At 64.7% G+C, this 26,222-nt stretch carries 27 protein-coding genes; 26 read left to right on the top strand and 1 reads right to left on the bottom strand.

The features are described from left to right. From HMPREF0762_RS01270 to holA, 10 genes are all read left to right on the top strand, one after another. The gene (locus HMPREF0762_RS01270) at positions 1-798 is read left to right on the top strand and encodes a dihydroorotate dehydrogenase electron transfer subunit (protein ID WP_006361535.1); all 798 of its coding nucleotides are present in this window, start codon (positions 1-3) and stop codon (positions 796-798) included. Beyond that, on the top strand, positions 795-1,709 hold the full coding sequence (locus tag HMPREF0762_RS01265; protein WP_006361534.1) for a dihydroorotate dehydrogenase: 915 nt from the start codon (positions 795-797) through the stop codon (positions 1,707-1,709). The genes HMPREF0762_RS01270 and HMPREF0762_RS01265 overlap by 4 nt, the downstream gene beginning before the upstream one ends. Beyond that, positions 1,703-2,413 carry an orotidine-5'-phosphate decarboxylase gene (gene pyrF / locus HMPREF0762_RS01260; RefSeq protein ID WP_006361533.1) on the top strand — a complete coding sequence of 237 codons (711 nt, stop codon included), beginning with the start codon at positions 1,703-1,705 and terminating at the stop codon, positions 2,411-2,413. Before HMPREF0762_RS01265 ends, pyrF begins: the two co-directional genes overlap by 7 nt. Before the next feature lie 273 nt (positions 2,414-2,686). After that, complete coding sequence (gene mihF / locus HMPREF0762_RS01255; protein WP_006361532.1) at positions 2,687-2,995, top strand: integration host factor, actinobacterial type; 309 nt, start codon at positions 2,687-2,689, stop codon at positions 2,993-2,995. A gap of 12 nt (positions 2,996-3,007) precedes the next feature. Further along, positions 3,008-3,589 (top strand): guanylate kinase, encoded by a 582-nt coding sequence (gene gmk / locus HMPREF0762_RS01250; protein ID WP_006361531.1) that lies wholly within the window; start codon positions 3,008-3,010, stop codon positions 3,587-3,589. Beyond that, a complete protein-coding gene (locus HMPREF0762_RS01245; RefSeq protein ID WP_006361530.1) occupies positions 3,586-3,846 on the top strand; it encodes a DNA-directed RNA polymerase subunit omega in 261 nt (86 codons plus the stop codon). The genes gmk and HMPREF0762_RS01245 overlap by 4 nt, the downstream gene beginning before the upstream one ends. 91 nt (positions 3,847-3,937) lie before the next feature. Then, a complete protein-coding gene (gene thiI, locus HMPREF0762_RS01240) occupies positions 3,938-5,203 on the top strand; it encodes a tRNA uracil 4-sulfurtransferase ThiI (RefSeq protein ID WP_006361529.1) in 1,266 nt (421 codons plus the stop codon). 123 nt (positions 5,204-5,326) lie between these two features. Further along, positions 5,327-6,103 carry a ComEA family DNA-binding protein gene (locus HMPREF0762_RS01235; RefSeq protein ID WP_006361528.1) on the top strand — a complete coding sequence of 259 codons (777 nt, stop codon included), beginning with the start codon at positions 5,327-5,329 and terminating at the stop codon, positions 6,101-6,103. Continuing rightward, positions 6,094-8,361 (top strand): DNA internalization-related competence protein ComEC/Rec2, encoded by a 2,268-nt coding sequence (locus HMPREF0762_RS01230; RefSeq protein WP_006361527.1) that lies wholly within the window; start codon positions 6,094-6,096, stop codon positions 8,359-8,361. Before HMPREF0762_RS01235 ends, HMPREF0762_RS01230 begins: the two co-directional genes overlap by 10 nt. Positions 8,362-8,371: 10 nt before the next feature. Then, entirely contained in the window at positions 8,372-9,328 is a 957-nt protein-coding gene (gene holA, locus HMPREF0762_RS01225; RefSeq protein ID WP_006361526.1) for a DNA polymerase III subunit delta, read from the top strand. A 147-nt stretch (positions 9,329-9,475) separates the two neighbouring features. Here the strand turns inward: holA and rpsT are convergent, their stop codons facing one another. Further along, a complete protein-coding gene (rpsT, locus tag HMPREF0762_RS01220; protein WP_006361525.1) occupies positions 9,476-9,769 on the bottom strand; it encodes a 30S ribosomal protein S20 in 294 nt (97 codons plus the stop codon). Positions 9,770-9,968: 199 nt separating this feature from the next. Here rpsT and yihA point away from each other — a divergent pair, with 199 nt between their 5' ends. The 16 genes from yihA to HMPREF0762_RS01140 all read left to right on the top strand — a co-directional run bounded on the left by yihA (position 9,969) and on the right by HMPREF0762_RS01140 (position 26,051). Beyond that, entirely contained in the window at positions 9,969-10,574 is a 606-nt protein-coding gene (yihA, locus tag HMPREF0762_RS01215) for a ribosome biogenesis GTP-binding protein YihA/YsxC (protein WP_006361523.1), read from the top strand. Between the two features lie 68 nt (positions 10,575-10,642). Beyond that, on the top strand, positions 10,643-12,448 hold the full coding sequence (lepA, locus tag HMPREF0762_RS01210; RefSeq protein WP_006361522.1) for a translation elongation factor 4: 1,806 nt from the start codon (positions 10,643-10,645) through the stop codon (positions 12,446-12,448). Continuing rightward, positions 12,445-13,560, top strand: coding sequence for a radical SAM family heme chaperone HemW (gene hemW / locus HMPREF0762_RS01205; protein WP_006361521.1), 1,116 nt, complete (start codon positions 12,445-12,447; stop codon positions 13,558-13,560). The genes lepA and hemW overlap by 4 nt, the downstream gene beginning before the upstream one ends. Beyond that, on the top strand, positions 13,532-14,599 hold the full coding sequence (dusB, locus tag HMPREF0762_RS01200; protein ID WP_084779333.1) for a tRNA dihydrouridine synthase DusB: 1,068 nt from the start codon (positions 13,532-13,534) through the stop codon (positions 14,597-14,599). Before hemW ends, dusB begins: the two co-directional genes overlap by 29 nt. Positions 14,600-14,809: 210 nt before the next feature. After that, complete coding sequence (hrcA, locus tag HMPREF0762_RS01195; RefSeq protein ID WP_006361519.1) at positions 14,810-15,808, top strand: heat-inducible transcriptional repressor HrcA; 999 nt, start codon at positions 14,810-14,812, stop codon at positions 15,806-15,808. A 15-nt stretch (positions 15,809-15,823) separates the two neighbouring features. Next, on the top strand, positions 15,824-16,948 hold the full coding sequence (dnaJ, locus tag HMPREF0762_RS01190) for a molecular chaperone DnaJ (RefSeq protein WP_040618761.1): 1,125 nt from the start codon (positions 15,824-15,826) through the stop codon (positions 16,946-16,948). Further along, entirely contained in the window at positions 16,935-18,206 is a 1,272-nt protein-coding gene (mtaB, locus tag HMPREF0762_RS01185; protein ID WP_006361517.1) for a tRNA (N(6)-L-threonylcarbamoyladenosine(37)-C(2))-methylthiotransferase MtaB, read from the top strand. The genes dnaJ and mtaB overlap by 14 nt, the downstream gene beginning before the upstream one ends. A gap of 50 nt (positions 18,207-18,256) precedes the next feature. Next, complete coding sequence (locus HMPREF0762_RS01180; protein WP_009078608.1) at positions 18,257-18,715, top strand: diacylglycerol kinase family protein; 459 nt, start codon at positions 18,257-18,259, stop codon at positions 18,713-18,715. 67 nt (positions 18,716-18,782) lie between these two features. Next, entirely contained in the window at positions 18,783-19,274 is a 492-nt protein-coding gene (gene ybeY / locus HMPREF0762_RS01175) for an rRNA maturation RNase YbeY (protein WP_040619141.1), read from the top strand. Between the two features lie 263 nt (positions 19,275-19,537). Continuing rightward, the gene (gene rplS / locus HMPREF0762_RS01170; protein ID WP_006361514.1) at positions 19,538-19,885 is read left to right on the top strand and encodes a 50S ribosomal protein L19; all 348 of its coding nucleotides are present in this window, start codon (positions 19,538-19,540) and stop codon (positions 19,883-19,885) included. A gap of 74 nt (positions 19,886-19,959) precedes the next feature. Continuing rightward, the gene (locus HMPREF0762_RS01165) at positions 19,960-20,739 is read left to right on the top strand and encodes a ribonuclease HII (RefSeq protein ID WP_006361513.1); all 780 of its coding nucleotides are present in this window, start codon (positions 19,960-19,962) and stop codon (positions 20,737-20,739) included. Between the two features lie 174 nt (positions 20,740-20,913). Next, a complete protein-coding gene (locus HMPREF0762_RS01160; protein WP_009078339.1) occupies positions 20,914-21,321 on the top strand; it encodes a YraN family protein in 408 nt (135 codons plus the stop codon). Further along, positions 21,315-22,814, top strand: a complete 1,500-nt coding sequence (locus tag HMPREF0762_RS01155; RefSeq protein WP_006361510.1) for a YifB family Mg chelatase-like AAA ATPase — start codon at positions 21,315-21,317, stop codon at positions 22,812-22,814. The genes HMPREF0762_RS01160 and HMPREF0762_RS01155 overlap by 7 nt, the downstream gene beginning before the upstream one ends. After that, complete coding sequence (gene dprA, locus HMPREF0762_RS01150; RefSeq protein WP_006361509.1) at positions 22,811-23,746, top strand: DNA-processing protein DprA; 936 nt, start codon at positions 22,811-22,813, stop codon at positions 23,744-23,746. The genes HMPREF0762_RS01155 and dprA overlap by 4 nt, the downstream gene beginning before the upstream one ends. A 44-nt stretch (positions 23,747-23,790) precedes the next feature. After that, on the top strand, positions 23,791-25,131 hold the full coding sequence (gene trmFO, locus HMPREF0762_RS01145) for a methylenetetrahydrofolate--tRNA-(uracil(54)-C(5))-methyltransferase (FADH(2)-oxidizing) TrmFO (protein WP_006361508.1): 1,341 nt from the start codon (positions 23,791-23,793) through the stop codon (positions 25,129-25,131). Then, positions 25,128-26,051, top strand: coding sequence for a tyrosine recombinase (locus tag HMPREF0762_RS01140; RefSeq protein ID WP_006361507.1), 924 nt, complete (start codon positions 25,128-25,130; stop codon positions 26,049-26,051). Before trmFO ends, HMPREF0762_RS01140 begins: the two co-directional genes overlap by 4 nt. Positions 26,052-26,222: the final 171 nt, after the last annotated feature.

The raw sequence follows: 26,222 nt of genomic DNA, 5'->3' as shown, positions 1-26,222 counted from the left end.
GTGTGCACCCAGGTCGATTCCCGTAAGTTCGAGGAGGTGGCCGTCGTGGCGGGCAACCGCCGCGTCGGCCCCGGCCTGTTCGAGCTTGCGCTCAAAGCCGATCGCACGGCCGCGGCCATCCGTCCCGGCCAGTTCGTCCATCTGCTGCTCGACGCCCATAGGGAGCATATCCTCCGGCGCCCGTTCTCGGTGTACCGCATCGACGACGCCGGCAACGTGGTCGTGCTCTACCAGGTGGTGGGGAAGGGAAGCGCGCTCATGGGCGATCTTCGCCCGGGCGATCCGTGCTCGCTCATCGCGCCTCTGGGCAACGTCTGGCCCATGCCTGCGGGCGATGGGCGCGTCCTTATCGTATGCGGCGGTCTGGGCAGCGCGCCTCTGTTCATGTTCGCGCAGCGCCTCGCCTGCGAGGGCGTTGGGTTCGACGTGGTCTTAGGTGCCCGTAGCGCCGCCCATCACGTCGCCCGCGAACGCTATGCCGCCCTCATCGGGCGAGAGCCCGTCATCGCCACCGACGACGGCAGCCTGGGTTACGCGGGCTTCGCGACCGAGCCGGCGCGCGAGATGCTTGCCACGGGCGCATATTCCTCGGTCTACTGCTGCGGTCCCGATATCTTCATGAAGCTCGTCGCGGGCATCGCGTCCGATGCGGGCGTCTCCTGCTGGGTTTCCGAGGAGAAACGCATGGCCTGCGGCGTCGGGGCCTGCCTGTCCTGCGTCGTGGAAACGACCGCGGGAAAGAGGCGTTCCTGCGTCGACGGTCCCGTCTTCGATGCAAAGGACGTGGTGTGGGCATGACCGTCGATCTGCGCGTGAACCTGGGCGGCCTTGAAATGGCCAATCCCGTGACCGATGCCTCCGGCACGTTCGCCGCGGGCCGCGAATACGCCGATTTGGTCGACGTGTCGCGCATGGGCGCCGTGACCACCAAGGGCGTCTCCCTCGACGGCTGGGAAGGAAATCCCGCTCCCCGCATCGCCGAGACGCCGAGCGGGATGCTCAATTCCATCGGGCTGCAGAACCCCGGCGTCGCGCACCTGTGCGCGGTCGACCTGCCGTGGATCAAGGAGCAGGGCGTTCCTTCCATCGTGAACGTCTCGGGCCACAGCCTCGAGGAATACGTCGCCGTGCTCGAGGCCCTCGAGGCCGACGGACAGGCCGATGCCTACGAGATCAACATCAGCTGCCCGAACGTCGACGCGGGCGGCATGACCTTCGGCACGCATGTTCCGAGCGTCGAGGCGGTGGTCGCGGCATGCCGCGCCGTCGCCACGCGGCCGATGATCGTGAAGCTCTCGCCGAACGTCACCGACATCGCGGAGATCGCGCGGGCCGCCGAGGCGTCGGGCGCCGACGCCCTGTCGCTCATCAACACGCTGCTCGGCATGGCCGTGAACGCCCGCACGCGCCGCCCCGAGCTCGCGCGCGTCGTCGGGGGGCTGTCGGGACCTGCCGTCAAGCCGGTCGCCCTGCGCATGGTCTGGCAATGCTATAACGCCGTCAAGATTCCGATCCTCGGCATGGGCGGCATCGCGACGGGGGAGGATGCCGTCGAATTCATGCTCTGCGGCGCGACGGCCGTTGCCGTCGGGACCGCGAGCTTCACCAACCCGCATGCCGTGACCGATTGCATCGACGGCATCGCCGAATACTGCGAACACGCCGGCGTCACGGACGTGAACGAGCTGATCGGAGGACTTGTATGCTGACCATCTTCGATGCGATTCCCCGCAAGGACCGCGTGATCGTCGCGCTCGACTGCGATAGATGCCAAGCGCTTTCCCTTGCGAAGGAGCTTCAGGGCAAGGTTTCCTGGATGAAGGTCGGCATGACCCTGTATTACGCCGAAGGCCCCGCCATCGTCGAGATCCTGAAGCTGCTCGGCTACAAGGTCTTCCTCGATCTGAAGTTCCATGACATCCCGCATCAGGTCCAGGGCGCGGCGGCATCGGCGGTCGAGGCCGGCGCCGACATGCTGACGATGCATGCCATCGGCGGCATTCCCATGATGGAGGCGGCCCAAAGCGCCGTCGACGACACGGACGACGATGTCGCCACGCTCGCGATCACGGTTCTTACCAGCATGGACGAAGCGACGCTCGCACGTACGGGCGTGCGTCGCGGCATGGAGGAACAGGTGTCGGAGCTCGCGGCATGCGCGCAGGAGGCCGGGCTCTCGGGCGTGGTCGCATCCCCGCGCGAGGCGGCGACGTTGCGCCGGAAGCTGGGCCCCGACGCCTATATCGTGACTCCGGGCGTGCGTCCTGTCGGGGCGGATCGCGGCGACCAGAACCGCGTCGCCACGCCCAAGGAGGCCTTCGACGCCGGTGCCTCCCATATCGTGATCGGCCGCCCGATCACGAAGGCCGCCGACCCCGTCGCGGCCTTCGAAGCCATCGCACGCGATCTGTAGGGCGAGGTGCGACTAGGGGAATTGCCCAGAATCCATGGATTCTTGAGCGGATGGGGCGTGCTGCGGCCTTCGTTCGCTTGACGCGGGACCCCGATATATGCAAAGTAGGAGCGGGAACCGCATAATCGCATTTCAACGCGATGGACAGTTTTTTTTTTGTGCCAAATGGCAGCATTGATGGGCAAGTTCTCGCTCTTATGTGATAATTGGCTCCCGATGTGGTACTATCCTGCGTTGCTGCCAGAGGGGCAGCATATCCCGAAGGAGTGAAACATGGCTATTCCCCAGTTGACCGCCGCAGAGCGTCAGGCCGCCCTCGAAAAGGCCAAGGCCGCCCGCACCAAGCGTGCGGAGATCCGCGACAGCCTCAAGTCCGGCAAGCTCACGCTCAAGGACGTCCTCGGCATGAAGGACGACCCCATCGTCGGTCGCATGAAGGTTTCCACCCTCATCGAGACCCTTCCGGGCTACGGCAAGGCCAAGTCCGAGAAGATCATGGCCGAGCTCAAGATCGCCGAATCCCGCCGTCTCAAGGGTCTTGGCGAGCGTCAGGAAGCCGCCCTTCTCGAGCGCCTCGCCTAAAGGCGCCTTTCCGTGCGCACGGGAAACCTCTTCGTGCTTTCCGGTCCTTCCGGAGCGGGCAAGGGCACGTTGATCGGACTGCTTCTCAAGCGCCTCGAAGGGGCATGGCTTTCCGTTTCCGCCACGACGCGCGCGCCGCGCGAAGGCGAGGTCGACGGGGTGTCGTACCTCTTCGTAAGCGACGATCGGTTCGATGAGATGGTTGCCCAGGATCGCCTGCTCGAATGGGCGCAGGTCCATGACCATCGCTATGGCACGCCACGTGACCTGGTCGAACGGCATATTGCTGCCGGCGACCAGGTCTTTCTTGAGATCGACGTGCAGGGCGCGCTTCAGGTGCGCTCGAAGTTTCCCGCCGCCCATCTGGTCTTCATTGCTCCTCCTTCTATGGAGGAGCTCGAGCGGAGGCTGCGTGGCCGCGGCACCGATTCGGAGGAATCGATACGCCTTCGCCTGGCGAACGCCGAAGGCGAGATCAGGCTCAAGGAAGAGTACGACGAATGCTTCGTGAACGACGATGTCGATGCATGCCTTGCGTCGCTCATCGCCTATGTGGAGCGTTTCAGCGAGAAGAAGGAAGAAGACCGACTATGAGCATCATCGAGCCGAGTATCGACGGCCTGCTGGCAGAAACCGACAAGGATCGCTTCCTGCTGTGCTCGCTCGCGTCCAAGCGCGCCCATGACATCAACGACATGATGCGCGGCCAGCGCGATCGCGCCATCCAGCTGTCGAGCGCCGTCGAAATCGCCAAGGCGTCCGATAAGAAGCCGCTATCCATGGCGTTCGAGGAAATCGCCCGCGGCGAAGTGTCTTACGATCCCGCGACGATCGACGCCACCGTTCACTAGGCCGGCGCGCTTTCCAGGCGCCCGCGCATCGAATCGACTCTTGAAGGCCCGCCTGGTGCGGGCCTTTCATCGTATGAACGAAGGAGGACGCATGTCCCGCTTCCAACGCATCTGCCTCGTGCACTATCACGAGCTCGGGCTGAAGGGCCATAATCGCTCGACGTTCGAGCGGCGGCTCGTCCATAACATCGAGGGCCTGCTCGACGGCGAGCCTGTCGAGCGCGTCATACGCATCTCCGGCCGCATTCTGGTCATGCTCTCCGAGGGAGCGCCGCTCGAAGCGGGCGAGCGTATGGTGGATACGCTGTGCAAGGTGCCGGGTGTTGCTCGAGTGAGCTGCGGATATGTATGCGAACGCGATCTCGATGCCATCTTCGAGGCATCGCGGGACGCGCTTGCCGAGGTACCTTCGTTCACGACGTGGAAGGTCGTAGGGCGGCGCAACCATACCGATTTCCCTATCGATTCGATGGAGATCGCGCGCCGCGTCGGCGAATATCTATGCGGGGAATTTCCCGATAAGAAGGTACGCATGAAAGACCCGGACGTCGAGGTGCACGTCGAAGTCGTGCAAGGGCATGCCTACGCGTATGCGCTTTCCATTCCCGGCGTGGGCGGCCTGCCTATCGGGACGGCGGGAAAGGTCGTCTGCCTGCTGTCGTCGGGCATCGACTCCCCCGTGGCTCTCTGGCGGATGGCGCGCCGAGGAGCCACCTGCGTCGCCGTTCACTTCTCGGGCCGCCCCCAGACCCAGGCGACCTCCGAGTTCATCGTGGACGACATCGCGCATACGATCGAAGGCTTCGGAGGCATCGCGCGCATGTACGTGGTTCCGTTCGGCGATTATCAGCGGACCATCGCCGGCACGGTGCCGCAACGCCTGCGCATCATCGTCTATCGGCGCCTCATGATGCGCGTCGCAGCGGCCATTGCACGACGAGAGGGTGCAAAAGCGCTGGTCACGGGTGAAAGCCTCGGTCAGGTGGCGTCGCAGACGCTCGACAACCTCGCCGCGACGGGCTCTGCGGTCGACATGCAGGTCTTCCGTCCCCTTATCGGCAGCGACAAGCTCGAGATCATCGCAGACGCCCAGAAGCTCGGCACCTTCGACCTTTCGAGCACGCCCGCGCCCGACTGCTGCACGCTCTTCATGCCGCGCAGCCCCGAGACGCACGCGAAGATCGCCGACGTGCTGGCCGCCGAGGCCGAGCTGCCGATCGATTCCTGGGTCGACGAGATCCTGGGCAAGGCGGAGCTTCACGAGTATCGCAGTCCCTCGTCGTACGCCAAGCTCCGCAGGAACGCGTCGATTGCTTCCGATGCCGCGGGCGAGCAGGATGAGCCGCGCATGCAATAAGAATCGGATGCGCACGCGGCCGGGTTCGGTCCGGCATACGGGAGGAACCGATCGTCCGTCCGAGAAGGATCCGGTTGGATCCGCGCAAGGCTCGGCTGCAAGAATGCACGGCGAGGTGATCGCATGGCATTCAATGATTCCGCCGAGAAGCTGCTCGTCAAAGCCCATCTATCCCATGTTCCGCGCCCTGCGCTCATAGGTGCGGCGGTTCTGCTCGCGTTGACGCTTTCCTTTGCTTTGCGTTCGGCCTACGGCGCCGCCGTCCCGTCGTTCACGTTCGAAGACGCATCCGCGCAGGAGGCTGGATCGGGAGATGCGTCCGATAGCGAAGGGCGCGACGAGAATCGCGAAGGCGGCGCCTCGGTTCGGCAGGAAGACGGCGCATCTTCGGATGCCGCGAACGCCGCGCCGGCGCCATCCGCGGCGGATGCGGCCGAGACGTATTCGGACGCACGCGTTCACGTGCACGTGGCAGGCGCCGTCGTCGATCCCGGCATGTACGAGCTTCCCGCATCGGCGCGCGTGAACGATGCCATCGCCGCCGCCTCGGGCTTTTCCGACGATGCGATCCAGGATTCCGTGAACCTCGCGAGCGCTCTGACGGACGGCCAGCAGGTCCGGGTTCTCGCTCAGGGCGAGGCGCAGGCGAACCCGTCTGCGGCATCGGCATCCGGCGCCGATGCCGCACCGTCCGCTTCGGCGCAATCGGGTCCCGTGAATATCAACACCGCCGATGAGGCGGCGCTCGATCGGATCCCGGGCGTCGGCCCTGCGACGGCGCGGGCAATCGTGGAGGAACGCGAGAAGAGCGGCCCGTTCTCTTCGGTCGACGACATCACGCGCGTCGAAGGGATAGGGAAGAAGAAGCTCGAACGCATGCGTGATTCCCTATGCGTGTAGCCGGCGTCTCGGCGGATGCGATCGATTGTCTGCGCGACGGATGGACGGCCGGCGGATCCCGCATTGACGGGCGGACGGATGAAGAATCGGCGGCGGATTCGACTACGGCCGTGCGCCCCAGCATCCCGCCTGCGCTCTGGGTCGCGCTCTGCGCCTGGGTCGTCCTCGCGGCGTGGGCATGGTGGACGGCCGACCATGCATCTGCCGACGTGGACGCCCTCGCCGAAGCCTATGGCGGAACGTGTCGGCTCGTCGCGTTGCAGGACGGGGCATCGAACGATTTCGGCGCGCACTGCATCATGCGCCTTGAGGGCGAGGACGGCCGCGGCGTCAAGGTGCGCGTTCTGTATGGCGGGGATATCCGCGTCCTCGCGCACGATCGCATCGAAGCGCACCTCTCGTTTTCCGAAATTCCTGACCATCAGAGGTCGCGTTTCGGAATAGAAGGCGTATTCGTCCAGGCCAAGGCATCCGACGTGAGCGTCCTTGAACGAACGGGCGTGCCCGGGATCCTTCTTTCGCTGCGCGCCTGGGCGCAAAAGGAGCTGGAATGCGTGGGCGGGGAAGGATCGGCGCTGCTTTCTGCCGTCGTGCTCGGCGATCGGACCAGGCTCGATGCATGCGGCGCATACGAGGACATGAAGGCCGTGGGCCTTGCGCATCTGGTTGCGGTATCCGGCGCGCATCTTGCCGTGGTTTCGGCGCTTGTGTCCCGCATCGCCCTCCGATGCGGCGTTTCGCGCCGCGGCATGCCGATTCTCATAGCGCTCTTCATCGTCGCGTACGCGTTGTGCACGGGCATGCAGCCGAGCGTCGTGCGCGCCGGACTCATGGCGATCGTCGGATGCAGCTCCGTTTGGGTTCGCAGGCGTCCGTCATCCCTCTCGTCGCTCGCTGCGGCGATCTGCATCATGCTGGCGGCGGACGCCTACGGCGCGACGTCGCTGTCCCTCTATCTTTCCGCGGCAAGCACGCTCGGCATCATCGTTCTCATGCCGCTCGCGTCCTCGTGGATCGATACGGCGCTTCGGGGGCGGTTCAAAGGCGCATCCGATGCCATCGCCCTCACGGCATGCGCGAACGTCCTCGCGATGCCGGCGAACGCATCGCTGTTCCATCGCGTGCCGCTGATCTCCCCGCTCTCGAACGTCGTTGCGGCCCCCGTCTTCGCTTTCCTGGTCGTAGGCGGAATGGCATCGCTTGCGGTCGATGCCGTCTTTCCTCGTCTCGGGCATATGATGCTGCATGCCCTCTCGTATGCGGCGGAGCTGTTCGTTTCCGGCATGCGCGCGCTTTCGCACCTGCCGTACGCGAGCGTGTTCTGCTCGGTTCCTCTCGGCGTTTCGGCCGCGGCGAGCATCGGCGCGTTCTGCGCGCTCTGGGCGCTTTGGCCTCTCCCGACTCGGAGGAATGCATGCATATGCGGCGGCATCGCGCTTGCCTGCTGCCTTCTCGTCCTCGCGCCCGGTCGGTTCGCAGGGGATCGCATCGTCGCGCTCGACGTAGGGCAGGGCGATGCGATCCTCGTGCAGAGCGAAGGAAGCGCGTTGCTCGTCGATACGGGAAACCAGGATTCCCTCCTTGCGGCATCGTTGGGGCGTGCCGGGGTTTCCCATCTGGACGCGCTTGTCATCACGCATCATGACGACGATCATTGCGGGTCGCTTCCAATGCTCTCGTCGGTCTTGGCACGCGGCGAGGTGTATCTGGCCGAAGATACGTTTACGCAGCGCGACGATAAGAACAAGGCGCTTATAGAATCGGCGCGCGGCATCGTCGGCTCCCAGGGCGTCAAGGGGGTGGAGCCGGGCGATGTCCTGCGCGTCGGTCGGTTCCGATGCACGGTCGTCGGTCCGCAGGAATTCACGGATGGCGGAGGCAATGCCGACAGCGTCTGCATGCTCGTCGAATACGATGCCGAGGGGGACGGCACATGCGAAGCGAGCGCGCTTCTGACCGGCGATGCCGAGGCTCCTCAGATAGAAGGACTGATCGATCGGGGATTGGTTGGGGATATCGATGTGCTGAAAGTCGGCCATCATGGGAGCCGCGCCGGTACGACGGAAGAGCTCTGTCGCGAGCTGAAACCTGAATACGCGCTTATCAGCGTCGGGGCGCGCAATCGATACGGACATCCGACGCGCGAGGCGCTCGAGGCGCTCGCGTCGATCGGATGCGAAGTCTGGCGCACCGACGAGGACGGGGACGTCTCATGCAGGTTCACGCGCGATGGCATAGAAGCGTCGGGCATGCGATAGACTTGTCAGCATGGCTGAACTGCTTCCTGCATATCTCATCGTCGGCGAGGACGAACTCAAGCGCGAACGCGTTCTGGAACGTCTCCAAGCGAACGTCGCCGCACGCGGCGACATAGACTTCAACCTCGACGTCTTCGAATCTGCGGCCGAAGGCGCGGACGTCATCGCGGCGTGCAACACCCTTCCGTTCGCGAGCAGCGTCCGCCTCGTGCTCGTGCGCGGCGTGGATGCCATGAAGAAGCAGTCGGTCTCCGCTCTCGTCGAGTATCTGGGAAACCCGTCGCCGTCGACGGTCCTGGCCCTCGTAGGCGCGAAGGTCCCCAAGAGCGCTGCGCTCTACAAGGCCGCTTCCAAGCTGGGGAAGAGCGCGGTCATCGATTGCGCTCCCTTGAAGAGGCACGAGCTTCCTTCCCGCGTGCGGGATATGGCCGCGACGCACGGAATCGCCATCTCCCTCGCAGCGGCGACGCGTCTCGTCGAGCTTGTGGGGGAGAATACCGTCGCCCTCGATGCCGAGCTGCATAAAATCGCCCTTGCGCATCCTTCCAAGGCCCCGATCGGCGCATCCGCGATCGAGGCGCTCGTCGCCCATACGTCCAAGACCAAATATTGGGATTTCGTGGACGCTTTCGCCTCGCGCGATCTGCCCCGATGCCTCGCCCTCTATGCGCATCTCGACGATTCGCCTGTCATCATGCTCGCGCGGTGCGTCGCGCGCCTGCGCGAACTGATTATGTGGCGCGCGCTTGCGGCACGAGGCGGATCGTTGCCGAACGATCTTGTGCAGCGTCTCGGCGTGCCGGCGTGGAAGCTCAAGAACCATGCCTCGTGGACGCGCTTGTGGACCGCCGAAGAACTGAAAGAAGCGCTTATCGCCGCCCGTGATGCCGATAGGGCCATGAAGTCGGGCGCCGACCAGGACGATGCGTTCCTCGACTGGATGGAATCCTCGATCGTCGGATCGTAAGGCATTCGATACGGGCGAGGATGAACGCTCTTTGCGCGTGAAACGTGAAAAAAGCCCCGCGAACGCGGGGCTTTTCAGGTATCGAGCATATCTTCCATGCGGTTCGGCGTGCGTCGAACCGAGCTTTCGATGAAAGCGCGTGAGGAATTAGTCGTTGGCTGCGGCGCGATCGGCGTCGGTGACGATCGTGTTCGCCAGCTTCATGACGCCGCTCTTGCGGTTGGCGGCCTGGTTCTTGTGAATGATGCCCTTGCTGGCGGCCTTGTCGAGCAGGCGGCATGCATGCAGCGCGGTCTTGTATGCGGCAACGCCGTCCTTGGCCTCGACGGCTTCGCGCGCGGCGCGCACGGCGGTCTTGAGCTCGGACTTGACGGCCTTGTTGCGCATACGAGCCTTCTCGTTGGTCAGGATACGCTTTTTCTGACTTTTGATATTCGCCACAGTTCATTCCTCCGATATATGAATAGTACAATCTCTCAGCGAAAACCTAGCGATTCTACCATAGGGGAAGATGCTTTGCTATGGTAGGTGCGCCGATATTCGCGATTCACTACATCGACACCATCGGACACGCGCACGCCGATTCCGCTGCGGCCGAAGCCTGAGGGCGGGCGCCCGCCGCGCATAGACGGAGGATACCATGAATTTCAACACGGTCGAATTCAAGGCGTCGTACGCCACGCCTGATCAAATTCCCTTATCGCTTCGCCCCGAGATCGTCTTCGCCGGGCGTTCGAACGTGGGGAAATCGTCGCTTCTCAACCGTCTGTTCAATCGCAAGAGGCTTGCGAAGGTATCCCAGACGCCGGGCAAGACGGCTGCGGTCAACTTCTTCACCGCCGAAGACGCCGACTTCGTCGATCTGCCGGGCTACGGCTTCGCGAAGGTCTCGAAGGCCGAGATCGCACGTTGGCGCCGCCTCATGAGCGCCTATTTCGAATCCGACCGTCGTTTCGCGCTCGTGGTCTCGCTTGTCGACATACGTCACCCGGCCACCGCGCTCGATGTCCAGATGATCGAATTCCTCATCCGTTACGACCTGCCGTTCGTCATCGTGCTCACGAAGGCCGACAAGCTCAGCCGCAGCAAGGCCTTCTCCGCCGTGTCCGCCCTTCGCCGCCAGCTCGGTCTCGGCGCCGACATCCCCGTCATCGCATGCTCGTCGGAGAAGGGCACGGGCATCGATGCCCTCAAGGCGCTCATGCAGGACTCCGTGCATAACGAGAAGGCTTCGCGGCGGCTCTGACCGCGTATAATCCTCACGTCCGCTTCGATGCGTCCACGACCGCCCCTATCCCAGAAACGCGAGCATCAATGCCTACGAATCCCGATCGCATCCGTAACTTCAGCATCATCGCCCATATCGACCACGGCAAGTCGACGCTGTCCGATCGCATCCTCGAACTCACCGGCACCGTCGCCAAGCGCGACATGACCGCGCAGCTGCTCGACAGCATGGAGATCGAGCGCGAGCGCGGCATCACGATCAAGAGCCAGGCCGTGCGCGTGGATTACGAGGCCGACGACGGCAGCGTCTACCAGCTCAACCTCATCGACACGCCGGGGCATGTCGACTTCACCTACGAGGTGAGCCGCAGCCTGGCCGCATGCGAAGGCGCGGTGCTCGTCGTGGATGCCACCCAGGGCGTCGAGGCCCAGACGGTCGCGAACGCCATGATGGCCATGAACGCCGGCCTCGAGATCATCCCCCTCATCAACAAGATCGATCTTCCCTCGGCCGAGCCCGAGCGCGTGAAAGCCGAGATCGAAGACGGTCTGGCCATTCCGGCCGACGAGGCCGTCCTCGCGAGCGGAAAGACCGGAGAGGGCGTCCATGACCTGCTGGAGTCCGTGGTCGCATCCATCCCCGCGCCGACGGGCGATGCCGAGGCGCCTCTGCGCGCGCTCATCTTCGATTCGTATTTCGATGCCTACCGCGGCGTCGTCGCGCTCATCCGCGTCGTGGACGGCGCCATCGCGAAGGGCGATCGCGTGCGCCTGATGGCCAACGGGCTCGATTTCTTGGTCGAGGACATCGGCGTGCGCCGTCCGACCGAGGTTTCCATGTCGGGGCTTTCCTCAGGTGAGGTGGGTTTTCTGGTCACAGGCCTCAAGGATGTCTCGCAGGTGCGCGTCGGCGACACGGTGACGCTCGCATCCCGCCCGGCGGCAGATGCCCTGCCGGGATACCGCGAGGCCAAGCCCATGGTCTATACCGGTCTGTTCCCGATCGACAGCGACCAGTACGAGCCCCTCAAAGAGGCGCTCGAGAAGCTCGCCCTGAACGACCCCGCGCTCATCTGGGAGCCCGAGACCAGCCATGCGCTCGGCTTCGGCTTTCGCGTCGGGTTCCTCGGGCTGCTCCATATGGAAGTCATCAAGGAGCGCCTCGAGCGTGAGTTCGGGCTCGACCTCATCGCCACGGCTCCCTCCGTGGAATACCGCGTCTACAAGACGAACGGCACGATGGAAAGCCTGCACTCCCCGCAGGACATGCCCGATCCTTCCGAGATCGAGCATGTGGAAGAACCCTACCTGAACGCGACGATCATGGTGCCGCCCGATTACGTCGGCGCCGTCATGGACCTCACGGTCGACCATCGAGGCACCTTCAAGACCATGGAATACCTCTCTCAGACCACGGTCCAGATGACCTGGGAGATTCCTTCATCCGAGCTCATCATGGACTTCTTCGACACGCTCAAGAGCCGCACGAAAGGCTATGCGAGCCTGGATTACGAATACGCCGGATACAAGCCGGGAGCGCTGCAGAAGCTCGACATCCTCTTGTCCGGCAAACCGATCGACGCGCTGTCGTTCATCGTCCATAAGGACAAAGCCTACGACCGCGGGCGCGTGCTCTGCGAGAAGCTGAAGGACATCATCCCGCGCCAGCTCTTCGAGGTGCCGATCCAGGCCGCTGTCGGAGGCCGCATCCTCGCCCGCCAGACGGTCCGCGCGAAACGCAAAGACGTGCTGGCGAAGTGCTACGGCGGCGACATCTCGCGCAAGCGCAAGCTGCTCGAGAAGCAGAAGGCGGGCAAGAAGCGCATGAAGGCCATCGGCAACGTCGAGGTCCCGCAGGAAGCGTTCATGGCGATCCTGAAGGTCGACGAATGATCGAACACGATCCGTATCGGGCGCTCTACATCCATATACCGTTCTGCGCGCATCGCTGCGCGTACTGCGATTTCGCGACGTCAGCCGTGCCGGGCGACGCCGCCGAGGTGGGGGAATACATCGAGCGCCTCATCCTCGACATCCGGCGCGCATCGAAGGCGGGCGACCTCGCTTCCATCGAGACGGTCTACATCGGCGGCGGCACGCCGAGCCATGTCGGCTCGAAGCACCTGTCGAACCTGCTCTATACGCTGGGCGTGTCCATGAACCTGACGACCGAGGTCGAATGCTCGATGGAAGCGAATCCCGAGAGCCTGACGCCCGAGCTCGTGCGCGATATCTACGCGCTCGGCGTGAACCGCCTGTCCATCGGCGTGCAGAGCTTCGACGACGGCATCCTGCGCACCGTTGACCGCGTCCATGACGGCCAGGCGGCCCGCGCGGCCGTCGCCATGGCGCGCGAACGATTCGACAACGTGTCGATCGATCTCATGTGCGGCATCCCCGGCCAGACGCCCGATATGTTCCTGTCCGATGTTTCCGAGGCCGTGCGCCTGGGCGTGGCGCACGTAAGCGTCTATCCGCTTTCCATAGAGGAAGGCACGCCCTTCGACCGACTCGTCGAAGAGGGCCGCATGCGCGATGCGAACCAGGATGAAGAGGCCCTCATGATGGGCATGGCGCCCAACGTGCTCGAGCCTGAGGGCTTCCATCGCTACGAGGTCGCGAGCTACGCGCGCGACGGGTTCGAATGCCGGCACAACAAGGCCTACTGGACAGGCGTGCCGTATCTCGGACTGGGGGTGTCCGCCGTCACGATGGACCAGGATGCCTCGCATCGCGTGCGCGTGCAGGACGGCGCCGTCGTGGACGAGCTCGACCGTCGCCAGATGGTCGTGGAGGATCTGATGATGCGCATGCGCATGGCCCAGGGCGTGTCGGAAGAAGAGCTGCGCGCCGCCGCGCTCCTGGTGCCGCGTGCGCTCGAGGTGTTCCATTCCCTCGTGCGCGACAGGCTCGTACGCAAGGAAGAAGGACGATACAGGCCGACCCTCGGCGGGTGGCTGTTAGGAAACGAAGTCTATGGACGAATCTACGAGCTCGCGCCTTGATGCCTGCGCGGCGAGATCCGCGCGCTTGCATCCCGGCCTGCGGTTTCTCTTCGAAGGACGCACGCCTGCGCTTCTTGCGCCCATGGCGGGCGTCAATGATATCGTGTTTCGCCGGCTTTGCCTCGAGCAAGGCTGTGATCTCACATATACCGAGATGATCTCGTCCAAGGCGCTTTCCTTCGCCAACGAGAAGACGCGTCATCTGCTCGACCTCGCGGAAGGGGAGCGCCGCGTCGCCATACAGCTTTTCGGCCATGAGCCTAAGGTCATGGCGCGCGAGGCGGCCTGGGTGGAAGACGAGCTCGGAGACGCGCTCGCGCTCATCGACATCAATATGGGATGTCCGGCGCATAAGATCGTCAAGAAGGGCGACGGTTCCGCCCTCATGCGCGATCAGGACCTGGCCGCCTCGATCGTCCGCGATGTCGCCCGCGCCGTATCGTGCCCGGTCACCGTCAAATTCCGTCGCGGATTCGGCGCCGAGGAGGAAACGGCGGTCGATTTCGGCCTGCGCATGGAGGACGCCGGGGCGGCCGCCGTCACCGTGCACGGGCGCACGGCGGCCCAGATGTATCGCGGTCCTTCGGAGTGGGAATGCGTCGCGCGCGTTAAAGCGGCCCTGTCCGTTCCCGTCATCGGCAACGGCGACATCGTCTCCGGCGCCTCGGCGGCGGATATGGTCCGGGCGACCGGCTGCGACGGCGTGATGATCGCCCGCGGCGCCCAAGGCAATCCCTGGATCTTCGCGGACGTCCGACGGGTGCTCGACGGGATGCCGCCCGCGCCCGATCCGACGCGGCAGGATCGCGTCGAGATGGCGCGCAGGCACATTCACCTGCTCTCGTCCCGGCTCGGCAACACGGTCGTGTACATGCGCAAGCACGTGATGTGGTATCTCCATGGCGTGCCGGGCGCGTCGCGCGCGCGGGCCGCTTTGAACGCCTGCGTCACCGTGGACGACTTCGACCGCGTGCTCGACGAGCTGCTCGCCGATGCCGCGCGCATCGAGGAAGAAGACCGGGCGTATCGCGGCGTCTGAGGAGAGGCCGGCCCCCTCGGGGCCGAACGGCCGGTTCGCGCGGCTTTTCGAGCATGACGTGGCGCATCGGTGTCGGAACCGTAACTTTTGATGCTCTCTTTAGCACTTATGGCATTCGGCTGCTAGAATCACCCATGCACGCATGGGCCGGCATCGGCGCCATGCGCGGATGTATCATCGGGCGCCGTACGGAGCAAGGGGGGTGCAGGCATGCTGTCGAGCAGAAGGCAGAGGGTTCTCGAAGCCCTGATAGAGGAATACGTCGCGTATGCCCAGCCCGTCGGCTCGCGCACGCTTGTCGACCGATACGAGCTGGGGGTTTCTCCTGCAACGGTCAGAAACGAGCTTTCGGTCCTCGAAGGCGAGGGGTATCTCCGCTCCCCCCACACCTCTTCCGGGCGGATCCCGACCGACATCGGCTATCGCGCCCTCGTGGACGACCTTCTCAAGCGCGAATACGGCGAAGAGGCGCTTTTGCCTGTCTTCGACGAGCTTCGGCATGCGGCCGCCGAGGCCGACGGCCTTATGGACAAAGTGTCCGAGGCTTTGTCTCATCTGACCGATTCGCTGTCCGTCGTGCTCGCGCCGTCCGTGATCGGCGCCCGCGTCAAGCAGGTGTCGCTCGTGTCGATGTCGGCCCGCTGCGCGCTCGTCGTCGTGGTGACCGACGACGGGCAGGTCTTCAACCGTTCGGTCGATTTCGCTTCCGACGTGGACGCGGGCGACCTTGCCGCCGTGCAGAACGCCATCAACGCCGCCATCGCGGGGCGGTCGGTCGTCGATATGAAGGCATCGGCCCCGACGGGTTCGGGCGTGCTTTCGGGGGCGCTCGGCCGGACGATCCTCGACGAGATCGTCATCTGCCTCCATCAGGAGGATTCCGCGCGCCTGCATAGCCTGGGGCTGTCGTCCCTTTTGCGCAAGCCCGAGTTCAGCCGGACGAGCTTCGCCCTGCCGCTTCTCCAGGTGCTCGAGGACGACACCGTCCTCATGAGGCTGTTCGACCGTTCCGACGCGCTCGATGACGTGAGCGTTTCGATCGGGTCGGAAAACGGGGACGAAGCGTTCTCGGGCGTCTCGGTCGTCGCCGCGCCGTACGGGTCGGGTCCCTCGCAGGGCATCGTCGCCGTCATCGGGCCGACGCGCATGAATTATTCGAATGTGATCAAGGCCGTTCGCTCCGCGAAGCGCGCCCTGCAAGATCTGTAGAAAGGTATGCCTGACATGGCAAAAGACCTGTACGAGGTGCTCGGTGTCTCCAAGGGGGCCACCGACGACGAGATCAAGAAGGCGTTTCGTCGCAAGGCGCGCACGCTGCATCCCGACGTCAACAAGGCACCCAATGCGGAAGAGCAGTTCAAAGAGCTGAACGAGGCATACGACGTGCTATCCGACGCGCAGAAGCGCGCCCAGTACGACCGCTTCGGCACCATTCCGGGCGCTTCGGGCACGGGCGGTTACGGCACGGTCGATTTCGACGACATGTTCGGCGGCTTCGGCATGGGCGATATCTTCTCGACCTTTTTCGGAGGCGCTGCGGGAGGACGCACGACGACGCGCCGCGAGGGACGCGACATGGGCGTCGGCCTGCGCCTGACGCTCGAGGAGGTCGCGACGGGCGTCAAGAAGGAAATCGTCTACGACCGCCTTGCGCCCTGCGATGCCTGCGGCGGCACGGGCCGTCCCGAGGGTTCGCACGAGGTCGACTGCCCCGACTGCCACGGCCGCGGGCGCGTGACCACGGTCCAGCGCACCTTCCTCGGCGACATGCGCACGGAAACGACCTGCGGACGCTGCGGCGGCACGGGCCGCATCATCGACAATCCCTGCGAGGAATGCGGCGGCCAGGGACGCGTGCCCGACCGCCAGCACGTGAGCGTCGAGGTTCCTGCGGGGATCCGCGAAGGGCAGCAGCTGCGCGTGAGCGGGTTCGGCGAGGCCGGCATCCGCGGCGCTGCGGCGGGCGACCTTATCGTGACCTGCCGCATCCAGCCGCACGAGTTCTTCGAGCGCGACGGCGACAACCTGCATGCGCGCATCAACGCAAGCTTCATCCAGGCCATACTCGGGGCCGATGTCGAGATATCGGGCATCTTCGAAGGCGAGAAGGTCAAGATCCGCATTCCCGAAGGATGCCAGAACGATCAGGTCATCCGCGTGAAGAGCGCCGGCATGCCGCGCCTGAACAGCGATATGCGCGGCGATCTGTATGCGCACGTTTCGGTCACCATTCCCAAGAAGGTGACGCGCAAACAGCGCGAGATGCTCGAGTCGGTGGCCCAGGAGTTCGGCGAAGACGTCGCCGCCCCGCGTACGCCGCTGCAGAAGCTGCGCGATGCATTCAACTGACGCGTTCGAGGCTGGCCTGCGCTTTTCAATCGTCAACCTGGGGTGCAAGGTCAACCGTGTCGAAAGCGACGAGGTCGCGTCCATGCTCCTTGGCTCGGGCGGCATCGAAGCCGATCCGTCTTCGGCCGATCTCATCGTCGTGAACACCTGCACGGTGACGGGCGAGGCCGAGAAAAAGACCCGCAAGGCCGTGCGCCATGCCCTACGGGCATCCGACGACGCCCGCGTCGTCGTGACCGGGTGCGCATCCGCGATCGATCCGGCAACGTACGAAGCCATGGGCGAACGCGTCGATGTCGTGCCGAGGCTTTCCCTGCATGACTATCTCACAGGCATCGGCGCGCATGGCGCACAAGGCGATCGCGAGCCCGCTTCATGCGCCGCGAAAGCCGACCGGTCCTTCGCGCTTTCCGATGCCGCGGCGGCACGTGTCGGAGGATCGTTTCCGACGCGCGTTCCCGTCAAGATCCAGGATGGCTGCGACAACGCCTGCACGTTCTGCATCGTGCATGTCGCGCGCGGGAGATCCCGTTCCCGCGACGCCGCGGCCGTCGAGCGCGAGGTCTCGGCGCTCGGGGCGGCGGGCGTGCGCGAGATCGTGCTTTCAGGCATCAACCTCGGTCGGTACCGATGCGGCGATGCGGGGCTCGCAACGCTCGCCGAGCGCCTGCTCTCATGCGCGCCCGAAACGCGTCTGCGCATCTCGTCCATCGAACCTCAGAGCGTGGATGACGCGCTGATCGAGGTGATGGCGACGTCGGGCGGCCGCGTGTGCCGCCATCTCCACCTTCCGCTCCAGTCGGGGTCGACGCGGATCCTTCGCCAGATGGCGCGGCCGTATTCGGCGCAGCGCTTCGCGGGCCTCGTCGACCGCCTGCGCGCGCGGATTCCCGGTATCGCGCTTTCCACCGACGTCATCGTGGGGTTTCCCGGGGAAACCGATGCGGATTTCGCGTCGACCTGCGATGTTGTGCGCACGTGCGGATTCTCGAAGCTGCATGTGTTCAGATACTCCCCGCGACGCGGCACGCCGGCTGCCGCACGCGGAGACCAGGTGCCGTCGGCGGTCAAGATCGAGCGCGCGCACATGCTCGAGGCGCTGGGCGCCGAGCTGCGCGCTCAGGATCGGGCCTCGCGCGCAGGGACCGTGGAGCTCGCGCTGGTCGAGTCCCACGCGCGCGCGACGACGGAAAGCTATTACGGCGTGCCGGCGCCTGAAGGCGCGAATGCGGGGGATTTGGTCGAGGTCTTGATGTAGCATCGGCATAGGGCGCCGAACGCCCGCGCATGAGGGAAGGAGCGTACGCCATGATCGAGGACAAGGCCGCATCCGACGGGTCTTCGCATCCGATGCAGCGGCCGCGCAGCGACGCCGATGCTGCCGGGGCGACCGGCGCATCGCTTAAGGCGGGAAACTCCCTTGCGCGCTCGTTCTACCATGCGGCGCAGGGGGTCCGTGCGGCATCGCGCGAGCGCAACTTCCGCATCGACGTCGCCGTCGCGGTATGCGCGCTCGTTGCAGCCGCGCTTCTGCGCGTCGATGCGCAGGGGTGGGCCGCCATCGTCGTGTGCATCGGCGTCGTGCTCTCGTTCGAAACCATGAACACGGCGCTCGAAGCCGCCGTCGATCTTGCTTCGCCCGAAATCCATCCCCTCGCGAAGGCGGCCAAGGACTGCGCGGCGGGCGCCGCCCTCATCGCCGCGTGCATGTCGGTCGTCGTGGGGCTCATCGTGTTCGGAACGGCTTTGGCCAGGCTCGTCGGGTAGCATGCAGTCCGTCCGCGCCGGCGCCTTCGACGCGGCGCGGCTGCTTTCGGATAGAGAGAAGGTATCCATGAACATCATCGTCGACGTGCGGCACGGCGCCGACCTCGTTTCAACCGTGGACGTCGAGGGTCTTGCGGCCTACGTCCTCAGCCGGGAAGGCCTGCCCGAGCGCACCGAGGCGAGCATCGCCTTCGTCTCCGACGACGAGATCCGGCGTTTGAATGCGGAGTTCCGCGGCATCGATCGCCCGACCGACGTCCTGTCGTTCGAGTGCGACGGCATGGACGACGCGTTCGACGAGGGCGACGTCTTCGAGGGATCGGGCATGCCGGACGAAGAGACGTTCCTGCTCGGCGACGTCATCATCGCGACGGATGTCGCCCGCGCGCAGACCGAACGGTTCGGCACCACACCTCAAGAGGAGCTTTGTGTCCTGCTCGTGCATGGTTTGCTGCATCTGTGCGGCTGGGACCATGTGCACAGCGACGAGGAGGCGGAAGAGATGGAGGCGCGTGAACGGGAACTGCTTGCCGGTCTCGGCATGCCGGGGATTCGGTAGGCCGAACCGTAGGGCCGCGGGTTCGAATCGCGGTATGGACCGGCCGATCGGCGGACGGGGCGCCCCGCCCGCGGTCACGGGTGCCGATGCACCTGCCTGTCGCTTCGTCGATCGTCGAGGGCCGCGTATGCGACGGTGCATACATACCGGCTCCATACGGGAGGAAATTCCTTGCGCCTGCATCGTCTTGTGTTGTATACTGCCAAATCGCGCCTTCAGGCACACCGTATGCGTATCGCAGCGAAATATAGAAGGATTTGAACATGGATATCATCCGCGCACTTGAACAGCAGCAGATCAACCAAGACGTCACCCCGTTCAATGTGGGCGATACGGTCAAGGTCCATTATCGCATCACAGAGGGCAACCGCGAACGCATCCAGGTCTTCCAGGGCACCGTCATCCGCCGCGCCGGAGCGTCCAACCGCGAGACCTTCACGGTCCGCAAGATCAGCTTCAGCGTGGGCGTCGAGCGCACCTTCCCGGTGCATTCCCCCAAGATCGACAAGATCGAAGTCACGCGCCAGGGCGCCGTTCGCCGCGCTAAGCTGTACTACCTCCGCAATAAGGTCGGCAAGGCCGCCAAGGTCAAGGAGAAGGCGTTCCACTAGGATTCGCATAGAGCCGCTTTTCTTAAGACCGCTTCGGCGGTCTTTTTCATAGGGGACGAGACAGGAGGGCCTGCATGCAGACGGTCGCAGAGATACGCAGCGCATTGCAGGCCGCCGATGCGCGGCAGTTCGATGCGCTCGTCCGTGCGCTCGCCGCCGACGAGCGCAAAGGGGTTCGCCAGGCTCTAGAGGTCGCCCGTCGCAGGATAGCCGACGAGGCTGCCGAAGAGGCGCGCATCCGCTCCCTCTACGATTTCCAGCGCGAGCTTGCGCACGGAGGCGTCGCCGTCGGGCTCGACGAGGTCGGCAGAGGTCCTCTGGCAGGTCCGCTCGCCGTCGGCGCCGTCGTCCTTCCCGACGAGCCCCGCATCGAAGGCATCGATGACTCGAAGAAGCTCGCGCCTTCCGCGCGCGAGGAGCTTTCCGCCGTCATCCGCGCCACCGCCGTCGCATGGGACGTCGAATTCATCGGTCCGCACGATATCGACGAGCTCGGCATATCCGCCTGCCTCAAGGCAGCGTTTTCGCGTGCGGTCGCGGCCATCGAATGCGCAGGGGTGCGCATCGACGCGATCCTGCTCGACGGCAATCCGCTCCATATCGACGATCGCGAGGTGAACGTCGTGAAGGGCGATGCGCGGTGCGCGGCCATCTCATGCGCATCCATCATCGCGAAGGTCGAACGCGACGCCTATATGCGATCGCAGGCCGTCGCGTATCCGGCGTACGGCTTCGAGGAGAACAAGGGATACGGTTCGGCGCAGCATATCGAAGCCATCAAGAAGCATGGTCTGACGCCTTTGCATCGCGCGTCGTTCTGCCGTGCATGGACGCAGGACTCGTTGTTCGGATAGCGTTCGAGCGCAAGGTTCTCGGCAGGTTCTCGGGACAAGCGGGCATGGCGCCCGATGGATTCGACCACGCGCCGGTTAAACTCCTGCATGCGGGCCGCCTGCGTTTTCGCAGAGGCTTCGCAAGGCAGGCCTGATAGCCTGCCCTTCCATTCGCGAGGAGAGGAAGGGCACGGCATGTCTGAAGAACGCATCAAGGAAGGCTCGCTCAAGGCGGGCCCGAAGGAGCTCGGGCGCAGGGGAGAGCAGGCGGCGTGCGCGCTCCTCATCCATAAGGGATACGAAATCCTCGAGCGGAACTGGACGTGTCCCGCGGGCGAGGCCGACATCATCGCGCTCGACGGTCCTTGCTTGGTCTTCATCGAGGTGAAGACGCGTTCGGGAGTGAAGCGCGGCATGCCGTCGGAAGCCGTCACCCCTAAGAAGCGGGCGCGATACGAGAAGATCGCAGCCTATTATCTCGATGAATACGTGGGCGATACCTTCCATGTCCGCTTCGACGTGATGAGCCTTCTGGTCACGGGGAAAGGTCGAGCGCTCGTCAGACATTACGTCAATGCTTTCGGCGAGGGGTCCCTATGTTGAACCGCTGCGCCGTTTCCTCCGCCTTCATCGTCGGAGTCGAAGCGGTCGCGGTGTCGGTTGAGGTCTCCATTACGAACGGGCTTCCGGGCACATCGGTCGTCGGCATGCCCGATGCCGCCGTGCGCGAATCGATGGAGCGCGTCCGCTCCGCCGTCAAGGCATGCGGGTTTTCCATGCCTGCCGAGAAGATCGTCGTGAACCTCGCTCCGGCGTCGCTTCGGAAGAACGGGGCGGGATTCGACCTTCCGATAGCGTGCGCGCTGCTTGCGGCTTCGAAGCAGATCCCTCGCACGCTCATCGACGGCGCCCTCATGGTCGGGGAGCTTTCTTTAGACGGGAGAGTGCGTCCGGTGCGAGGCACGCTTCCCTTCGCGCTCGCCGCGCGCGACGCGGGTCTGCGCCTCGTCGTCTCCTCCGATGCTCCGGACGGCGTCGCGCTCGACGGCGTGATCCAGGAGGGGATCGCGTCTCTCGGCAGGCTTCGCTTATCCAACCTGGACGTTCTTTCGTGCAAAGGAGGAGGAAGCATCGAAGACGAGGTCGATTTCGCTTCCATCCGAGGGCAGGGAGCGGCGAAGCGGGCTCTTCAGATCGCCGCCGCCGGCGGGCACGGCGTTCTGCTCATGGGGCCTCCAGGGTCGGGAAAGACGATGCTCGCCCGCGCCTTCGCATCCATCCTTCCTCCGCTTTCGCAGGATGAGATGACGGGCGCCGCATGCGTGCATTCCGCGGCGGGCGAGCCGGTCGACGCGATCCTGTCCGGCAGGCGGCCCTTCCGCCGCCCTCACCATAGCGCGACGACGGCGGGCCTCATCGGCGGAGGAAGACCCATACGGCCTGGAGAGATATCCCTCGCTCACGAAGGGGTTCTGTTTTTGGACGAGATATCCGAATTCAAGCCCGCCGTGCTTCAAGCGCTCAGGCAGCCGCTCGAAAGCGGTGCGGTGACGCTCGTGCGCGCGTCGGGCGGCTGCAGGCTTCCCGCATCGTTCAGCCTCATCGCCGCGTCGAACCCTTGCCCATGCGGCTACTACGGGGATCCCGAGCATCCGTGCACGTGCTCGCAGGGCGCCATCCTCGCATACCAGTCGCGTATCGGGGGACCGTTGCTCGACCGCATAGACATGCATGTCGATGTCTGGCGCGTCGACCCGAAGAGAATCCTTTCTCGCGAAGGACCGGGAGTTTCATCTGCCGAGCTGAGGGAAGGCGTGCGTGCCGCCCGCGCGTTCGCCGCGCGCCGCGCACGGGTCTTCGGAGACGCGCCGCGCCCTCGAAGCATCCAAGAGGCGCTTTCCGCCTGCCGCCTTGACGAGGAATGCGAAAAGACGGTCGAGGCGGCTGCGCGGATGAACCTCATGTCGGGCAGATCGATCCTGCGGATGCTCTCGGTCGCACGGACGATCGCCGATCTGGGCGAATCGGACGACGTGTCCTCAGACCATGTGTTCGAGGCCATGGGATACCGAGTCAGGAAGGAGACCGGCCGATGAGCGCGCCGCACGATGGCGTGCGCGGCCCTCGGTTCGAGATCTCCCTGGATTCCGAAGACTATCCCGAGGCCTTGCGCAACGTGCGCAATCCGCCGGGCGTCCTGTACGTGATGGGGGATCCTGCGGCGCTCTCCGAAGGCCTCGCCGTGGTCGGCGCGCGCAGGGCGACGGCCTACGGGAGACGTGCGGCATCGCTTTTCGCAGGCATGGCGGCGAAGAGGGGAGTGCCGGTGGTGTCGGGCGGCGCGCGCGGATGCGATTCGTGCGGCCATGCGGCCTGCCTCGATGCGGGCGGAACGACCGTGGCATTTCTCGGCGGCGGAATCGCCCGACCGTATCCGGCCGATAACGTGCCGCTGTTCCAGAGGATAGTCGATGGGGGAGGGGCGCTCGCCTCCGAGCATCCTTGGGACTATCCTCCCGTGCCCCATGCCTTTCGGGCGCGCAATCGGCTGATCGCGGGGATGTCGCGTGCGACGCTCATCGTCGAGGCGGGGCTTCCGAGCGGAACGTTCTCGACTGCGGATGAAGCCCTTGCGGTCGGACGCGAGGTTCTGGTCGTTCCCGGTTCCATCTTCTCGCCATCGTCCAAGGGGTCGAACCGTCTTCTGTCGCAGGGCGCGATGCCCGTCGTCGACGAGGAATCCTTCGACGACGTCCTCTCGCGCGTGTTTCCCGAAGCATGCGGCGCTTCCTCGAGCCTTGAAGCTCAGGGCGAAACCGTAGGCGATCTCGGCGCCCGCGCGCAGCTTTCTTTCGCGGAAGGGCTCCTGCTCGACGAGATCGTCGCGAATCCGCTGCGTCTCGACGAGGTGACGGCGCTTCCTTCCCAGACGGGATCCTCGCTTGCGGAATCCATGGCGCGCATGGGCCGTCTTGAGACGATGGGGCTCATCGAGCGCTATCCCGATGGTCGTTTCGGCGCGAGGTGAGGGCACGGACGGACGGGCGGCGACCGTATGGTATCCTCGGCCGCATGAAGACGGTAGACATCATAGGCGCCGGCCTTGCGGGAACCGAAGCGGCGCTCCAGCTTGCCGACAGAGGCGTGCGCGTTCGGCTCTTCGAGATGCGCCCTGCGGTAGGCACCCCTGTGCACACGGGAGCCGGGTGCGCCGAGCTCGTATGCTCGAATTCGTTCAAGAGCATGAAGCCCGAAAGCGCGGCAGGCATGCTGAAACATGAGCTTTCGCTGCTGGGAAGCCGGCTCTATGCGTGCGCGCTCGCCTCGAAGGTCGATGCCGGAGGCGCCCTTGCGGTCGATCGGGAGGCGTTCTCCCGCCGCGCGACGCAGCACGTCGACGCCCATCCGAACATCGAGCGCATCGTCGGGGAGGTGCGCGAACCCGACTACGAACGCGCACCCGATGCCGTCATCATCGCATCCGGCCCGCTGACCTCCGATGCCCTCGCGCAATGGATCTCGGGCATCGCAGGCGCCGACAACCTTGCGTTCTTCGATGCCGCCGCGCCTATCGTGGCCGCCGACTCGCTCGACGAATCCATCCTCTTCCGTCAGTCGCGCTACGAGAAGGACGCGCCCGGCGACTACCTGAACGCGCCGTTCTCGCGCGATTCATACGAGGCGTTCATCGACGCGCTCGTGTCTGCGCAGCGCGTCATCATGAAGGAATTCGAGACGAAGGATCTGTTCCAGGCCTGCCAGCCTATCGAAGAGATCGCGCGCAAGGGCATTGACGCTCCCCGCTTCGGACCGTTGAAGCCGGTAGGCCTCGCCGATCCTGCGACGGGCAAGAGGCCGTGGGCCGCCGTGCAGCTGCGCGCGGAGAATGCGGAGAAGAGCGCCTACAATCTCGTCGGATTCCAGACCAACCTGACGTTTTCCGAGCAGCGGCGCGTCTTCCGCATGATCCCGGGCTTGGAGCATGCGGAGTTCTCGCGTTTCGGCGTCATGCATCGCAACACCTTCGTGTCGGCGCCCGGATTGCTCGACCGCAATCTGCGGCTCATGCGCAGCCTGCCTTCGCCTACGTTCATCGCAGGTCAGCTTGCTGGGACGGAGGGGTATTGCGAAGCCATCATGTCGGGCGTCCATGTCGCGCTTTCCGTCTTCGCCCTCATCGAGGGGCGCGCGATGCCCTCGATCCCTTCCGCGTCGTCGTTCGGCGCGCTCCTGCGCTACGCGACCGATCCGGCCACGATCGATTACCAGCCGATGCATGTGAATTTCGGTATCATGCCGCCGTTGCCGGAGAGGGTCGGGAACAAGCGTCTGCGCTATGCCGCCTATGCCGCCCGCGGGGCTGCGGCGTTCGAATCCTACGTCGCGGAGCTGAAGGCGGCCGGTCTGCTATGAGCCCCGATGCGGCCGTTCGGATCGACGAAGCCTATCTCGATGCGCTCGATTCATACTGCGTCGAACGTGCGTCCGTGCGCGGGGATTCCGTGCATACGGTTCGTGGATACCGCAATGATCTGCTTGACTTCGGACGCTGGGCGGCACGTCACGGCATCGTTCCCCTCGACGTGACGTATCGTCAGATCAGATCGTATCTCGGCGAACAGAACCAGGCGGGCTATGCGCGTCGGACCATCAATCGGAGGCTGTCTTCTCTGCGCGGCTTCTTTCGCTGGCTCAATGTGACCGGGCGCGTTTCGGGCGATCCCGTGGGCGTTGTGAGCGGACCCAAGCTGTCGAAGGGGCTTCCCCGTTTCATACCTGCGTCCGACATGGCACGGATTCTGAATGTGCATCATTCGTCGTCCGAACCTGAAGACATGCGGAACCAGGCGATCCTTGAATTCCTGTATGCATCGGGCGCCCGTATTTCGGAGGCGTCAGGCCTGCTGGCGAGCGACGTCGACTTTTCTTCCCGCCAGGTTCGCGTCATGGGGAAGGGGTCCAAAGAGCGCATCGTTCCCCTGCATGACCTTGCGGTATCGTCTATGAGGGCCTATGCGGAGCACGCGCGTCCGCAGCTTCAGGGCAGCGGATCGTGCCCGCGCTTCTTCGTGTCGTCGCGGGGGCGCGCGATGTCGACCGATGCGCTGCGCAAGATGTTCAAGCGCACGCTTGCCTCGGCCGGCGTCGACGGAACATACACGCCCCATGATATGAGGCACACGTTCGCGACCGACCTGCTCGACGGAGGAGCCGACCTCAGGAGCGTCCAGGAAATGCTCGGGCATGCGAGCCTGTCGACGACGCAGATCTACACGCATGTCTCCTCCGAACGCCTGCGAAGCGTCCATCATGCGGCGCATCCCCGGGGCTGACATTCTTCCTCTAGCCGCATGCCCGCTTCTTTGCTACAATACGAACAAACGTTCGTATTGGCTGGCATCGCCTAACCTTCTGGGGACAGCCGCATTCAGAAGGAGGCATCCCTATCATGTCGAATGCAACAGGTCGCCCGCCGTTTCACGCTTCGCCTCGCGTCATCGACC

Origin of the sequence: Slackia exigua ATCC 700122 (assembly GCF_000162875.1) — a bacterium.
Lineage (GTDB): Bacteria > Actinomycetota > Coriobacteriia > Coriobacteriales > Eggerthellaceae > Slackia > Slackia exigua.
Note: the sequence above shows the minus strand (reverse complement) of the source record. Positions and strands in the feature narration are given on the sequence as shown.

Excerpts from the sequence above, each read along its gene's own strand:
- HMPREF0762_RS01230 (WP_006361527.1), top strand. The coding sequence starts at position 6,094 with ATGCGTGTAGCCGGCGTCTCGGCGGATGCGATCGATTGTCTGCGCGAC.
- thiI (WP_006361529.1), top strand. The coding sequence starts at position 3,938 with ATGTCCCGCTTCCAACGCATCTGCCTCGTGCACTATCACGAGCTCGGG.
- ybeY (WP_040619141.1), top strand. The coding sequence starts at position 18,783 with ATGAACATCATCGTCGACGTGCGGCACGGCGCCGACCTCGTTTCAACC.
- pyrF (WP_006361533.1), top strand. The coding sequence starts at position 1,703 with ATGCTGACCATCTTCGATGCGATTCCCCGCAAGGACCGCGTGATCGTC.
- yihA (WP_006361523.1), top strand. The coding sequence starts at position 9,969 with ATGAATTTCAACACGGTCGAATTCAAGGCGTCGTACGCCACGCCTGAT.
- holA (WP_006361526.1), top strand. The coding sequence starts at position 8,372 with ATGGCTGAACTGCTTCCTGCATATCTCATCGTCGGCGAGGACGAACTC.
- HMPREF0762_RS01235 (WP_006361528.1), top strand. The coding sequence starts at position 5,327 with ATGGCATTCAATGATTCCGCCGAGAAGCTGCTCGTCAAAGCCCATCTA.
- HMPREF0762_RS01265 (WP_006361534.1), top strand. The coding sequence starts at position 795 with ATGACCGTCGATCTGCGCGTGAACCTGGGCGGCCTTGAAATGGCCAAT.
- HMPREF0762_RS01160 (WP_009078339.1), top strand. The coding sequence starts at position 20,914 with ATGTCTGAAGAACGCATCAAGGAAGGCTCGCTCAAGGCGGGCCCGAAG.
- HMPREF0762_RS01245 (WP_006361530.1), top strand. The coding sequence starts at position 3,586 with ATGAGCATCATCGAGCCGAGTATCGACGGCCTGCTGGCAGAAACCGAC.
- rplS (WP_006361514.1), top strand. The coding sequence starts at position 19,538 with ATGGATATCATCCGCGCACTTGAACAGCAGCAGATCAACCAAGACGTC.
- hrcA (WP_006361519.1), top strand. The coding sequence starts at position 14,810 with ATGCTGTCGAGCAGAAGGCAGAGGGTTCTCGAAGCCCTGATAGAGGAA.
- HMPREF0762_RS01155 (WP_006361510.1), top strand. The coding sequence starts at position 21,315 with ATGTTGAACCGCTGCGCCGTTTCCTCCGCCTTCATCGTCGGAGTCGAA.
- HMPREF0762_RS01140 (WP_006361507.1), top strand. The coding sequence starts at position 25,128 with ATGAGCCCCGATGCGGCCGTTCGGATCGACGAAGCCTATCTCGATGCG.
- trmFO (WP_006361508.1), top strand. The coding sequence starts at position 23,791 with ATGAAGACGGTAGACATCATAGGCGCCGGCCTTGCGGGAACCGAAGCG.
- dusB (WP_084779333.1), top strand. The coding sequence starts at position 13,532 with ATGGACGAATCTACGAGCTCGCGCCTTGATGCCTGCGCGGCGAGATCC.
- HMPREF0762_RS01165 (WP_006361513.1), top strand. The coding sequence starts at position 19,960 with ATGCAGACGGTCGCAGAGATACGCAGCGCATTGCAGGCCGCCGATGCG.
- dprA (WP_006361509.1), top strand. The coding sequence starts at position 22,811 with ATGAGCGCGCCGCACGATGGCGTGCGCGGCCCTCGGTTCGAGATCTCC.
- HMPREF0762_RS01180 (WP_009078608.1), top strand. The coding sequence starts at position 18,257 with ATGATCGAGGACAAGGCCGCATCCGACGGGTCTTCGCATCCGATGCAG.
- hemW (WP_006361521.1), top strand. The coding sequence starts at position 12,445 with ATGATCGAACACGATCCGTATCGGGCGCTCTACATCCATATACCGTTC.
- dnaJ (WP_040618761.1), top strand. The coding sequence starts at position 15,824 with ATGGCAAAAGACCTGTACGAGGTGCTCGGTGTCTCCAAGGGGGCCACC.
- mihF (WP_006361532.1), top strand. The coding sequence starts at position 2,687 with ATGGCTATTCCCCAGTTGACCGCCGCAGAGCGTCAGGCCGCCCTCGAA.
- mtaB (WP_006361517.1), top strand. The coding sequence starts at position 16,935 with ATGCATTCAACTGACGCGTTCGAGGCTGGCCTGCGCTTTTCAATCGTC.
- lepA (WP_006361522.1), top strand. The coding sequence starts at position 10,643 with ATGCCTACGAATCCCGATCGCATCCGTAACTTCAGCATCATCGCCCAT.